The organism is Mesorhizobium sp. CA8 (assembly GCF_020164955.1).
In the GTDB taxonomy this organism is placed as follows: Bacteria; Pseudomonadota; Alphaproteobacteria; order Rhizobiales; family Rhizobiaceae; genus Mesorhizobium.
This window is the reverse complement of the sequence record NZ_JAIUHG010000001.1, coordinates 69,149-81,674: the sequence shown is the minus strand read 5'-3', so window position 1 is coordinate 81,674 and position 12,526 is coordinate 69,149. Positions and strand designations below refer to the sequence as shown.

Below are 12,526 nucleotides of genomic sequence, written 5' to 3'. Positions count from 1 at the left end.
TGGATTAGATCCGCTTCGAAAGGCGCCGGAACCAGGCCAGCGCCGGCATTTCGACGAAGCGCCACGTGAACCAGGACGCGGCGATGACGGCGACCAACATCGCGCCCAAAGCCGCGAAACCTATCCAGGGCGAGCCGGTTCCGAAGCCGGTCGCATGGTCGCCGCGCAGCACCAGGTCGCCGACGATGCCGAGCCCGAGCTTGCGTTCGATCAGGCCGCCGACATTGATCATGCGGGCCTGTACGAAGATGTGGACCATGTAGATCGAATAAGAGAGCGAGCCGAGCAGCAGCATCGGCCGGCTGCGCAAGGCCACGCTGACCCACCCGCCCTCATGCGCAAAAAGATAAAGCGCCAGAGCGAAGACGACTGGCGCGGCAATGCCGGCGTCATTCGTTCCCGCCACCGAAACGAACAGCGCGATCACGACGATCATCGCCAGCTCGGCCAGCGTCCAGGCGAGGCGCCCTGCCCCGCCGCTCAGCGCCTGTCGCGCCTCTGCAATGGAATCGTGCTGAAACCAGGCAAGCAGCGCGCCGAGCGAGAAGCCGTAAAGACAGCGGATGAAGCCGAAATCGAAGGACACGTCCATATGACGCGTCGAGACCGCGAGCAGGAAAAGCGGCGCCGTCACGGCTGCGGCGACGAGCCATGTCCAGGCACGCTGGCCGGCGGTGAACACGACGGCGGCGAAAAGCAGATAGGTGAAGAACTCGGCCGAGATGCTCCAGCTCGGCGCATTCCAGCTCAGATGATCCTCGATCCCCATGCCTTGCAGAAGGAAGAGGTTGGCGACGAGGCTTTTCAAGTCGAAACCAGCGGTGAAGGGCGCGGGACCCGTTCCGTGCAGGGCCGGCAGGACGAGCCGCAGCGCCTCGAAGCCGGCAAATGCAGCAAGCATCAGAACATGCAGCGGGTAGATGCGGCCGAAGCGCACCAGTGCGAACCGGGCAAGGTCGTCCTGCGCGTTCAGCCGGCTGCCATAGGCGCTGGCGATGACGAAGCCGGAGAGCACGAAGAAGAAATCGACGAACAGATAGGAGCCGCCGACAAAGGCGCTTTGCGAAATCATCGAGGTGGTCGGAAAGTGGAACAGCGCCACCAGCAGCGCGCAGATGCCGCGCCAGGAATCCAGCACCAGGAAGCGCTCGCCGGCCATCGTGCCGACTCGGGTCGCCGCGGGCGCGGGCGCAAGGTTAAGCAAGGCCGTCTCAGCCATAATGATACAAATCCTGTGTTGCCGTGGCACTCGCCGTGCGCCGCTTCCTTTCCGCATGCCGTGACTGGCATGTTGCGTGCCGGTTCTGTAGTTGTGGCTGCCCGATGAAAACCGAGGACCCGCAATGGCGAACAAAGAGATCGACCACGCCTTCACCGCCCGTTCGAAAACGGGGGCGGCACTTGAGCCAGCCTATTCCGGTGCGCTGTCGTTCATGCGGCGCAAATACACCAAGGACGTGAAGGGTGCGGACGCTGTCGTGTGGGGAATTCCCTTTGACGCGGCAGTCACCAACCGGCCGGGCGCCCGCTTCGGGCCGCAGGCGATCCGCCGCGCCTCGGCGATCCTCGAGAACGATCCGCAATACCCTTTCTCTCGCGACCTGTTCGAACCGCTCGCGGTGGTCGACTATGGCGATTGCCTGCTTGACAGCGGCAACCATCAGAAGACCCCCGGCGCGATCGAGCGCGAGGCGGCGAAGATCCTGAGATCGGGCGCGTTCCTTCTGACGCTCGGCGGCGATCATTTCGTCACCTGGCCGCTGCTCAAGGCGCATGCCGCGATCCATGGGCCGTTGGCGCTCGTTCAGTTCGACGCGCATCAGGACACCTGGCCGGATGACGGCAAGCGCATCGATCATGGCTCCTTCGTCGCCCGTGCGGTGAAGGAGGGCATCATCGACCCGGATCGCTCGATTCAGATCGGCATCCGCACGCATGCGCCCGACACGTTCGGCATCAAGATCCTCTACGGCCATGAGGTCGAGGAGATGCGGGCGTCGGATATTGCCTACGCGATCGTTGACCGGACTGGCGGCAGAAAGACCTATCTCACCTTTGACATCGACTGCCTCGACCCGGCCTTCGCGCCAGGCACCGGCACGCCGGTTGCCGGCGGTCCATCATCTGCCAAGATGCTCTCGACGCTGCGCCAGCTCGGCCAGGTCGATATCGTCGGCGCCGACGTCGTCGAGGTTGCGCCTGCCTACGACCATGCCGATATTACGGCGATCGCTGGATCGATGATCGCCATGCACTATCTGGGCCTCGTGGCCGAACGAAAGGTGCGGCTCGAGGATCTGAACAACGGCACCCATGCCGTCCTACAAAACGCGCACGGCATACAGGCCTGAGATCGCAAGGAATTTGGCAACCGATGAAACCGAAAATCTTCATTGACGGCGAGCATGGCACGACAGGCCTGCAGATCAGGGCGCTGCTTGCCGATCGCGGCGACCTGGAGATCATCTCCATTCCCGCCGACCGCCGCAAGGAAGCCGCAGCTAGGGCTGAATTCCTCAATGCCGCCGATGTCGCGATCCTTTGCCTGCCGGATGCGGCGGCCAAGGAAAGCGTGTCGCTGATTGCGAACGATACGACCAAGGTCATCGACGCCTCGACCGCGCATCGGGTGGCTGAAGGTTGGGAATATGGCTTCGCTGAAATGGACAAGGACCAGGCGAAGAAGATCGCCAGCGCGAAACGCATCGCGAATCCGGGCTGCTGGCCGCAGGGGCCGATCGCGACGCTGCGGCCACTGGTTGCGGCCGGCCTGCTGCCTGCCGACTTCCCAATCACCGTTAACGGCATTTCCGGTTATTCCGGCGGCGGTCGGCCGATGATCGAGGATTATGTCAGCAAGGGCGAGGACGCGCCCGAGTTCCTGCCCTACGGGCTGACGCTGCAGCACAAGCATGTGCCGGAGCTCCGCACCTATGCAAAGCTGTCGCACGACCCGATCATGCAGCCGGCGGTGGGTAATTTCGCGCAGGGCATGATCACCGTGGTGCCGCTGCAGCTCGGCGGTCTCGACCGCGTTCCGACCGGCGCCGAGCTTCACGCGGCGATTGCCGACCATTATGCGTCGATCGATGGCGGCGTGGTCGAGGTCGCGCCCTACACCCACATAGAGCGCATGCCGGAGATCGATCCGGAGGTCTATAACGGCACCAACCGGATGAAGGTCTATGTGTTCGCCAATGACGAAAGGGCGCAGGCACTGCTGATGGCCGTCTACGACAATCTCGGCAAGGGCGCGTCCGGCGCCGCGGTGCAGAACCTGGACCTGATGCTCGGCATCAAGCACTGAGTAATGCAGGCATTTCCCGAGTGCTGGAAGGTCAGCGCTCCCGAACTCATTCGGACAGCCGCCACGCGCCATTCTTGACCATGCATCGCCTATGGCTGCCTGTCAGCCCCTTGGCATCGCGAGGACAAGAATGCGGTCGACGAGAACCGCGAACTGGCCGTCGCCGATGCCGTTCGAAAGATCGGCCTCAGCTCCTGACGCTCACCTTCGTCGGCAACGGATAAGCGCCTTTGGTGCCGCGCCAGTGCGCGGCGGCGAAGCCGAGCAACACAAGCGCGATCGCCTGATGCATCAACGCCATGTGCAGCGGCACCTGCATCAATAGCGTGCCGATGCCAATCGAGGCCTGGACGACCACCAGCGCGAACAGAAGCGTGGCCCGGCGGGCATGGGTGGTGCCGGGCTGGTGCCGCCACGTCGCGATCATATGCCAGAGCGCCACGACAAAGATCGTATAGGCGCCTAGCCGGTGGACGAACTGCACGGTCTTCGGATTTTCAAAGAAGTTCAGCCAGGCGGGCTTCAGGAGAAGCAGATCGGAGGGGATCACCTTTCCGTCCATAAGCGGCCATGTGTTGTAGGAAAGGCCCGCGTGCAGCCCGGCGACGAGCCCACCGAGATAGATCTGGATCAGCGCCAAAAGCACGATGAAGCCCGCGAGCCGCTGCGTCGACCGGTCGGCGGCGGGCTCGGAGTGCGGCGCCAGCCCGCGCGCGACCACCATGGTGGCGGTGAAGATTAGCGCGGCGAGCGTCAGATGCGTCGCCAGCCTGTATTGGCTGACCGAGATACGGTCGGCCAGGCCCGAAGCCACCATCCACCAGCCGATGGCGCCTTGCAGTCCGCCGAGCAGAAGGATGCCGAGGAGCTTCAGCCCGAGGCCGCGTTCGATGCGGCGCGTCGCCCAGAAGAACAGCAGCGGCAAGGCAAAGACCACGCCGACGCTGCGCGCCAGGACGCGGTGCGCCCACTCCCACCAGAAGATCGACTTGAAGTCCTCGACGCTCATGCCCTTGTTGATCTCGGTATATTGCGGGATCTGCTGATAGCGCTGGAACTCTTCCTGCCATTCGGCGTCGTTGAGCGGTGGGATGACGCCGTGTATCGGCTGCCACTCAGTGATCGACAGCCCGGAGCCGGTGAGACGAGTGGAACCGCCGACCAGCACCAGCGCGAACAGCACGAGCAGTACGACGTAGAGCCAGCCGCGCACCAAAGCGCGGTTGTGGCGGTTGCGGTCGCGTGCAGCATAGGGGGCTGTGGCGGTGATGGCAGCCATTTCGCTCTCCCGGCGGTTGAAACGCGCGATTGGTGGACCAAGGCCGCTCAACTGGCAAGACTGGACAGCGCGGCACGCCGTCGCGCCAAGTCCCGACGGTTGCGCGCTATCGTCATTCGGCCTAAGCGGGGCGGGTCAACGGAACCGCTACATGCCCATTCGCCTGAAAAAGCTGATCGGAACCATATTGCTGGTGGCGCTGGTCGTCATCTACGCGCTGATCGCCTCCGCCGTCGCGGTCACCAGGCTTGCCGAATACGGGCCTATGTCGCATCTCCTGTTCTTCCTGCTCAGCGGCTTTCTCTGGGTTCTGCCGGCCATGGCCATCATTAAATGGCTGATCATCGAGCCGCGCCCGAAGGGCTGATCCTCACAGGCGTCACGTCATGGTACCGACCAAGGCGCAGAGCGAGGCAGACTTCAGATCGTGACGACCATCTTGCCGGCATTGGCCAGCGGCGTCGTGATGCCGGACAGCATCGTGCGGATATGCGCCACGCTCTGATATCGGCCGTTGACGGAGATGCGGGGCAGCGCGTGCAGGAAACCGGCATGCTCGGCACGCAGTACACCGTGCCGCGTGGTCACCGCCGAGGCATAGGCTGCGTCGCGGGCAAAGCCCACTTCGCGGCAGCTGACGGCGCTGGCATAGCCATAAGGGTAAGCCAGATGACGCGGCTCCTCGCCGAGCTTTTCCTTGAGGATGCGGCGGACATCGCCGATCTCATGGCGCGCATCCGATTCGGACAGCCGCTTCAAGTTCCGATGATTGACGGTGTGCGCGCCGATGGTCACCAGCGGATGGGCGGCCATGGTGCGAAGCTCATCCCAGCTCATCAAGGTGCATGGGCGGCCTGTGCCGAATTCATAGCCGTTCGAACGGGCCAGTTCACGCAGCGTAGGGCCCTGCTCTTCCTCGGGGACTTCCGACGTCAGCCAGGCGTTCAGCCGCGCGACGGCCTGGATTTTTCGGCCTTGTGTCGAGCAATCGATCACGGTCGGCTTGCCCGCCACTGTCAGCGTCAGGCGCGAACTGGTGTCGACGATGTCCTCGATCAGGTCCCACCAGAGATCGACGGCGCCGTCGATCAGGCCGGGGGCGACGTAAATAGTAATCGGCGCGCCGTGCTGTTCCAGGATCGGAAGCGCCTCGGTCATGTTGTCGCGATAGGCGTCGTCCGCGGTGATTGTCGCGAACTGGCCGCCTTTGCCACCCACCTTGATGCGTTCGATCGCTTCATCAAGGGAAACAAAGGCATAACCGCGCCCCTTCATGTCCGCGATCAGCCTGTCGAGGAAGGCGGGAGCGATGTTCAGGTGCCGATTGAAGCTGTTCGGCTTCTCCGGTGTCGCGGTGACACGGTGCAGCATCAGGACAGCGCCGATGCCGCCGACAAACGGCCGCGCCAACGGTGCGAGACCGGAGTAGCGGGCAAGGTTCAACGCCAGTTTCCGCATTGCATCGTCCCCGTCGATCATTCCTTCACCTTTTGGGCCTAGGCTTATTCAAGCACGACATTCGCCTATGCGAACCCCAGGTTGCAACCAATACGTCTTAAGGATTGAGGGATGGTTGACGCCACCGCGTCATTTGACGGCAATCGGGTCGCGGCCAACGAGGCTTCCGCGCGCCCGGTGCGAGCCGACCAGGACCGGTGGACTGCGACCGCAAGCGACGACACCGGCGTTGCCGACTACGTTCAATTCTGCGGCTCGGCGCTGTTCGCGCCGGCGCAAAGCGCATCCTGGGTCAGCAACTGGGCGGCCGCGACCGGCGCCGACATGGTTGTCGCGACGCTGTCCTACGATGGCCGCCCGGCGCTATCTTTGGCGCTGGAAGTTGTGCGACGCGGCCCATTCAAGGTTGCCCGTTTCGCCGGCGGTCGACATGCCAACGGCAATTTCGCCACTGCTGACCCGCGGCTCCTCCCCGCTATCGACAGCCCTGCGATCCGCGCGATGTTCAAGGCAATCGCCCGAACGCGGCCGGATATCGACCTGATCTCACTGGAAAGGCTGCTGCCCGACCTCGATGGCGTCGCTAACCCGCTCGCCGCGCTGCCCGGTTTCCCAAGTCCGAACCTCGCTCTCGCGGTCGATCTCGACGGCGGGTTCGACGCGCTGCTGTCACGCGCGAGCGGCAAGCGCAAGCGCAAGAAGCACCGCTCGCAGACGCGCAAGTTCGAGGCTGTCGGCGCCTTCCGCCGCATTGAGGCCCGCACCCGCGAGGAGGTCGACAGGCTGCTCGATGCCTTCTTCGAGATGAAGGAAGCGCGTTTCGCCAAGATGGGCATCGCCAATGTCTTCGGCGACAGGCAAGTACGCGACTTTTTCCGGGCGCTGTTCGCCGATGCGCTGGCCGAGGAAAAGCCGCCCTTCCTGCTGCACGGCCTGGATGTGGCGGGCAAGCTGCGCGCGGTGACCGGCTCCAGCCGGTCCGGCAAGCGGCTGATCTGCGAGTTCGGCGCCATCGCCGAGGACGATCTATCCTTCACCAGCCCGGGCGAGTTCCTGTTCTTCGACAACATCCAGCAAGCCTGCAAGCTTGGCTTCGATGTGTATGACTTCTCGGTCGGCGACGAGCCTTACAAGCGGCTCTGGTGCGACATCGAGGTCCAGCATTTCGAGGTGCTTGCGCCGCTGACGCTGAAGGGCCGGGCGCTGGCGACAGGGCTGCGGCAAGGCGCGCGGGCGAAGGCCTTCATCAAGAATAACCCGACGATCTGGAAGCTGACCAAGATGCTGCGCCGCAAGGCTGCCGGACAGCCAGCGCCCGCTCCCGCCGAGGACGATAACTGACCCGTCGCGCTTTGAAACGGACGGCGCAGCTTCAGCACTGCCGCGCTTTCGCCCTACGCTCAGGCGGCCGACCGCCTGCCCGGCACCGGCGTTCCGGGCGGTTCATGGCCGATCGGCGTCACCAGCATGAGATTCGGGTAGCCGTTCTCAATCAGCTTCACCGCTGCCTGGGTCACCTGGTCGTCGGCTTCCAGCATCGACAGGAAGACTTCGGTTCCGTCGCCGACCAGGCGGCTGATGGCCTGCGCATCGGCCGGGCCGCATTCGACCACGACGAGGTCGTAGGCCGTGGTCAGCGATTGCATGATGATGGGCAGCCGGTCGGCGGCGCGCATCGCGCGGACCGGGTCGGCGGTGCCGACCGGAATGACATGCGCATCCGAATAGAGATCGGGATGGATGACGTCGCTGAACTGCGCTTCGGAAGCGAGCAGATTGGTGATGCCCGGGAACAGGCTCGAATCCAGCATCGGCCGCGACGCCGCGCCCGACGCGGTCAGATCGAGCAGCAACACGCGCAGGCCGGCGTCGGATACTTCGCGCGCCACGAGCACGGCGGACGCGGCCGCCTCGTCGCCTTCCGGCGACACGAAGATCGCACGCGCGGCGCCTGAGGCGATCAGCTTCTCCGCAGCCTTTTCGACATCCATCTCGCCGAGCCTGGATTGCCTTGGTTCAGGCATCGATTCTCTCGGCTTGGAGGCCTCCATGGCGGCTGCGCGATCCTCCGCCGGCTCGCTCTCTGCCGGTCTCGGGAGCTCCGCTTCCGCGATCGAATGTCCTGCCGCGGTGTCCTCGTAAGGCGCAAAAGCCCGATCCTCATCATGTGCCTCGGCGATCATGGGTTCCACCCTGGCCGCAGGCATCGCCACCTGCTCGATATCGGTGAAACGAGCGCCGGCGGCAGGACGCATGGCGCGGCCCGAGAACAACTCGCCAAGCAGCGTGCCGATCGCCATCAACAGCAGCGAAGCGGCGGCGGCGGCCCCAGTGATGGGTCCGATCTTCGGGAAATAGGGCTGGGACGGCACCTGGGCCCGCGCGATCAGATTCGCCGCGACGGGCGAGTATCTGCGATCCTTGCGCGAGGCCACCGCGTTGTAACTTGCCATATAGGATTCAAGCTGTTGGCGCTGGACGTTCGCGTCGCGCTGCAAGGCGTCCAACTGCACCTGCTGCTCGCCGGCTCGCGCCGCGGCGGCTTTCAACGTGTTGACGTCCGCGATCAGCTGATCCTCGCGGGCCTTGGCTGTCTGGGCCTGGGCCGACAACCCCCGGATGATCTTTTGGGCCTCATTGCGAATCTGGCCGTCGAGGTCGGCAAGCTGCGACTTCAGCGCGCGAATGCGGGGATGGTTGTCGAGCAAGGTCGTGGAAAGATCGGCAATGTTGGCCCGCAGCTCCACCTGGCGCTCGCGCAGGCGCTGGATCAGCTCCGAGGACAGGACTTCCGGCACGCTGTCCAACGAACCGCCATTCTGCAGCGCCCGGCGCACGCTCTCGGCGCTCGCCTCGGCAGCGGCGCGGCTGGCGCGCACGCGCGACAATTCGCTCGACAGTTCGGCGAGCTGCTGGGTCGGAAGCACCGCATTGTTGCCGCCCATCAGAAGATCGGACTGGGCGCGGAAGGCCGCGACCTTTGCCTCGGCGTCCTTCACTCGGTTCTGCAGGTCGGCGATTTCCGGCGCCAGGAAGTCGGTGGCGGCGGCGTTCGATTCGAGCTTGGCGTCGCTCTTCGAGGCGATATAGGCGTCGGCAATGCCATTCGCGATCGCCGCCGCAAGCTTGGGGTCCTTCGAAGCAAATTCGATGGCGATCGCACGCGTCTTTTCAACGGCATAGACATTGAGCTTGTCGTGCATGGCATTCAGCACGCGCTCTTCCGGCGGAATATCGAAGGGATCGCTTTTCAAGCCGACAAGAACGAGCACGCGCCCGAGCGCCGACATCTTCAGCGTTTCATCGAACTCCGGCAGCTTGTCCAGATTGAGCTTGTTCGCCACCTGCTTGAGGATGTCGGGCGAGGAAATGATCTGGACCTGGGTGGCCACGCCCTGTTCGTCGAGAATCGGCTTCTCGTCGTCATTGGTGCCCGGCGGCCGGGTGTATTCCGATTCGCGCGAGCCAATCTCCAGCTTGGCCGTCGCCTTATAGTAGGGCGTCGCGAGCCAAGCCAAAGCGAAGGCAAGCCCGGTGACCACGAGGGTCACGAGAACAATGCGCAGCCAGTTTCGAGCCAGGCTGGCGAAAAGCTGCCTCAGATCGACATCGACATCTGCGGCCGCGGACTGAACGGACATGCATCCTGCTCCGAACTTTGAATCGAGGATGGACCGTAAACAACTATGGTAACTCACCCGTTAAGATCGGAATGCATGCTTATTAGCGGGCACTCAAAGAAGGTTGCTCGAAAGCAATGGAACAATTGGGCTTTTTGCCGATCCGGTTTACAGCGGCAACGTCTCTTTCCCTGCGCCGACGGCCCACCTCTCGGGCATTGTCATGGAGCGTTTCCGGCGGCGAAGTGCCAACCGCGAGCGCGGTCCGCTTGTATGGTTCAGGCTTCTACACGGTCTCCTAGAAAAGGAAGGTGATTCCAATGCAAAAGACTGCTGTTCTTGACCAAACGACGCTTTGTGCCGACGGTTCTATCGATATAAAGTTTCTCAAGGTCATCACCGACGATGGCGGAAATGTGCTTTTTTCTAAGCCTCACCGGACCGCAGTGGATGCTCTTGGTTCTGTCGATGATCAGATTGCCGCAGTGAATATTCACTTGGCGGAATTGGGCTTCCCGCCCGTCCTGGAAAGGCTGCCGCTTTGATTGCTAACTTGGCTGAAATTCAGCGCAGCGATCCGGATGTAGCGGGCCGCCGTGCGCAAATCAGGCGGATCGACTTGCGCAGGCCGAGCAGACGCAGGCGTCAGGTTGATCGCATTCCACTGGCTTTCAAAACGGCGCTTGAATCGAGCTATCCATTTCTCGAAGGCATAGTAGCTCACGCTGGCGGCGGCGATCGTCAGCGTCAGTGCGACCAGCCAAAGCAGCCAATAATCTCCGGCCGAATTCGCGGGGTCTATGGCGTGTCCTTGCATCATCGTCGCTCTTCTCACGGAGCAGACGATGAGCACGTAGTGGAAGACGTAAAGACCGTAGGATATGCGGCCCAGATATCGCATGGGCCAAGTCGAAAGAATGCTGGCCAGCCAAGGCGCACGCAGGCCGGAATCCACCAATCCCGCGAAGGCAACGGCAGCCAGCGGGTAGCTGAAGGCCGATCCGAGTGCCGATTTCCAGGGATCTGTGAGGCACAAAAACAGCGTTGCTGCCACTGCTGAACCGACAAGGGAAAATCCCCAGTGCCAGCGCGGCCTGATGACGTAAAGGGCCATGCCAGCGAGCACGGACTCCGGGCGCAGGAAGGGCGTCACCCACACGACGGGGTGCTTCACGTCGAGGGCGAAGAACAGCATGCGGGCAAGGAAGCAATAGACCAGGACGCCGACGAGCCCCGCCAGAAATGCCCCTTTGCCGAACCGCCGATAAGCCAGGAACACGAACGGTATCAGGAGATAAATCTGGAACTCGAAAGAGAGCGTCCAGAGATGCGACGTGGGGCTGGAGAGGTTGTAGCCGCGAAAGCAAGTGATTGCGTTGTCGAGGAAGAGAGCCAGTCCTGCCAGGCGGAGATAGCCGTTTCCGTCAGGGTTTCCGTATATCGCCAGCATAGTGACGGCAAAAGCGATCATCAGCGGATATATGCGCAGGAGACGGCGCACGTAGAAGTTACGGATATTGATCGAGCCTGCTCTCTCATACTCGGCGTCGAGCAGGTGGAAGAACAGGAACGACGATATCAGGAAGAACAGTTCGACGCCGACCCATCCATAATTGTGGGCCGTCGTGAGAAAAAGTGAAGGCGTGAACTGTGGCATGTGATGGAAAAACACCGCCAGGAAAGCAAGAAAACGAAGGCCATCCAAAGGCGCGATATAAAGGTGCCGCGAGGCTGTAGCAGCATCTATTAGCTTGTGCTGAATATTCACTGATGAATGCCACCCGCGGAAGTAGCGATCTTCTTACCCGAAGTAACCCAGCCGAAACAACCATAAAAGAGGTTTATTCATGGACAAAACCGTTCCCTCGGGCGCGGCGATGCTGCTTGCTTTCATCGGCGTCATCGAGGCGCCGCACGGCTTCGACACCTGTTGGCAACAACTAGGCCAAGCTGCCCAAGCCGCTGACCTCGATGACGATCGACGAGGTGATCGCGGCCGGGCCGCGCTGGACGAGGGCGTTCGGCAGCTCGGCCGCCGGCTTCCTGCAGTTCATGCGCGCCACGCTGCAGCGCCTGAAGAAGAAGCTCGGGCTCACCGGCAAGGAACTGCTTGACGGCCCGATGCAGATGGCGCTCGGCTACGACCTGCTGAAGGAGCGCGGCTTCGCGGAGTTCATGAACGCGGTCCCGGACCAGCTCCTTTACCGCCCATTAACCCTAACAGGACGATAACGGTCGCACTTTCCTGGGGTTGTGCCGCGGCTTGCGGCAAGAGCGATGAAGGTTCCTGGCCGGTCATGAAAAGCACTGCTTCCCTCTTTCGCGCTTTGCTTGCCCTGTCGCTGCTCACCGGTTGCTCGAGCTACCGCCCGACGCCGGCCGCCTTTCACGAGGTGCTCGACCAACCCTATCGGCTCGGCGCCGGCGATCGCGTCCGTGTCACGGTGTTCGAGCAGGACGGATTGACCAACACCTACAGCGTCGACCAGTCCGGCTATCTCTCCTTCCCGCTGGTCGGCGCGGTGCCGGCGCGCGGCCACACCGCGCAGCAGTTGGAAAAGGAGATCGCCGACAAGCTGCGCCAAGGCTATCTGCGCGATCCTGACGTTTCGGTCGAAATCGACCGCTACCGGCCGATCTTCGTCATGGGCGAAGTGGGCGCTGCCGGCCAGTATTCCTATGTGCCGGGACTCACGGTGCAAAAGGCGGTCGCCATTGCCGGCGGTTTCACGCCGCGCGCCAATCAAGAGAGCGTCGACATCACCCGCGACATCAACGGCAAGGTGATGACCGGACGGGTGCTGACATCCGATCCGCTCCTGCCCGGCGACACCGTCTACGTCCGCGAACGCCTGTTCTGAA

Annotated in this window: 12 protein-coding genes; 7 read left to right on the top strand and 5 right to left on the bottom strand. The window is 62.9% G+C overall.

The genetic code is table 11. From position 1 onward, the window contains the following. Positions 1-4 precede the first annotated feature (4 nt). Complete coding sequence (locus LB553_RS00435; protein ID WP_224509309.1) at positions 5-1,219, bottom strand: acyltransferase family protein; 1,215 nt, start codon at positions 1,217-1,219, stop codon at positions 5-7. Between the two features lie 124 nt (positions 1,220-1,343). On the opposite strand from LB553_RS00435, the gene speB reads away from it, so the two are divergent. After that, positions 1,344-2,351 carry an agmatinase gene (speB, locus tag LB553_RS00430; RefSeq protein ID WP_224509307.1) on the top strand — a complete coding sequence of 336 codons (1,008 nt, stop codon included), beginning with the start codon at positions 1,344-1,346 and terminating at the stop codon, positions 2,349-2,351. A 23-nt stretch (positions 2,352-2,374) separates the two neighbouring features. After that, the gene (gene argC / locus LB553_RS00425; protein ID WP_224509304.1) at positions 2,375-3,307 is read left to right on the top strand and encodes an N-acetyl-gamma-glutamyl-phosphate reductase; all 933 of its coding nucleotides are present in this window, start codon (positions 2,375-2,377) and stop codon (positions 3,305-3,307) included. Positions 3,308-3,494: 187 nt separating this feature from the next. Here argC and LB553_RS00415 read toward each other — a convergent pair whose 3' ends face one another. Then, positions 3,495-4,586 (bottom strand): COX15/CtaA family protein, encoded by a 1,092-nt coding sequence (locus tag LB553_RS00415; RefSeq protein ID WP_224509302.1) that lies wholly within the window; start codon positions 4,584-4,586, stop codon positions 3,495-3,497. Between the two features lie 151 nt (positions 4,587-4,737). Between LB553_RS00415 and LB553_RS00410 the strand changes: the two genes are divergently transcribed. Continuing rightward, on the top strand, positions 4,738-4,953 hold the full coding sequence (locus LB553_RS00410) for a DUF2842 domain-containing protein (RefSeq protein ID WP_224509300.1): 216 nt from the start codon (positions 4,738-4,740) through the stop codon (positions 4,951-4,953). Between the two features lie 53 nt (positions 4,954-5,006). On the opposite strand, the gene LB553_RS00405 is transcribed toward LB553_RS00410, so the two are convergent. Next, entirely contained in the window at positions 5,007-6,065 is a 1,059-nt protein-coding gene (locus LB553_RS00405) for a polysaccharide deacetylase family protein (protein ID WP_224509298.1), read from the bottom strand. Positions 6,066-6,155: 90 nt separating this feature from the next. Here LB553_RS00405 and LB553_RS00400 point away from each other — a divergent pair, with 90 nt between their 5' ends. Then, a complete protein-coding gene (locus LB553_RS00400) occupies positions 6,156-7,385 on the top strand; it encodes a GNAT family N-acetyltransferase (protein ID WP_224509296.1) in 1,230 nt (409 codons plus the stop codon). Between the two features lie 59 nt (positions 7,386-7,444). Here the strand turns inward: LB553_RS00400 and LB553_RS00395 are convergent, their stop codons facing one another. Next, positions 7,445-9,685: a GumC family protein gene (locus LB553_RS00395; RefSeq protein WP_224509294.1), complete on the bottom strand. Its 2,241-nt coding sequence runs from the start codon at positions 9,683-9,685 to the stop codon at positions 7,445-7,447. A gap of 299 nt (positions 9,686-9,984) precedes the next feature. Here LB553_RS00395 and LB553_RS00390 point away from each other — a divergent pair, with 299 nt between their 5' ends. Then, positions 9,985-10,209: a hypothetical protein gene (locus LB553_RS00390; protein ID WP_224509292.1), complete on the top strand. Its 225-nt coding sequence runs from the start codon at positions 9,985-9,987 to the stop codon at positions 10,207-10,209. Here the strand turns inward: LB553_RS00390 and LB553_RS00385 are convergent. After that, a complete protein-coding gene (locus tag LB553_RS00385) occupies positions 10,158-11,432 on the bottom strand; it encodes an acyltransferase family protein (RefSeq protein ID WP_224509290.1) in 1,275 nt (424 codons plus the stop codon). The two genes, LB553_RS00390 and LB553_RS00385, sit on opposite strands and share 52 nt — an antisense overlap. 203 nt (positions 11,433-11,635) lie before the next feature. On the opposite strand from LB553_RS00385, the gene LB553_RS00380 reads away from it, so the two are divergent. Both LB553_RS00380 and LB553_RS00375 read left to right on the top strand, forming a co-directional pair. Next, positions 11,636-11,896 (top strand): hypothetical protein, encoded by a 261-nt coding sequence (locus LB553_RS00380; RefSeq protein ID WP_224509287.1) that lies wholly within the window; start codon positions 11,636-11,638, stop codon positions 11,894-11,896. A gap of 65 nt (positions 11,897-11,961) precedes the next feature. Then, positions 11,962-12,525 carry a polysaccharide biosynthesis/export family protein gene (locus LB553_RS00375; protein ID WP_040983193.1) on the top strand — a complete coding sequence of 188 codons (564 nt, stop codon included), beginning with the start codon at positions 11,962-11,964 and terminating at the stop codon, positions 12,523-12,525. Position 12,526 lies beyond the last annotated feature (1 nt).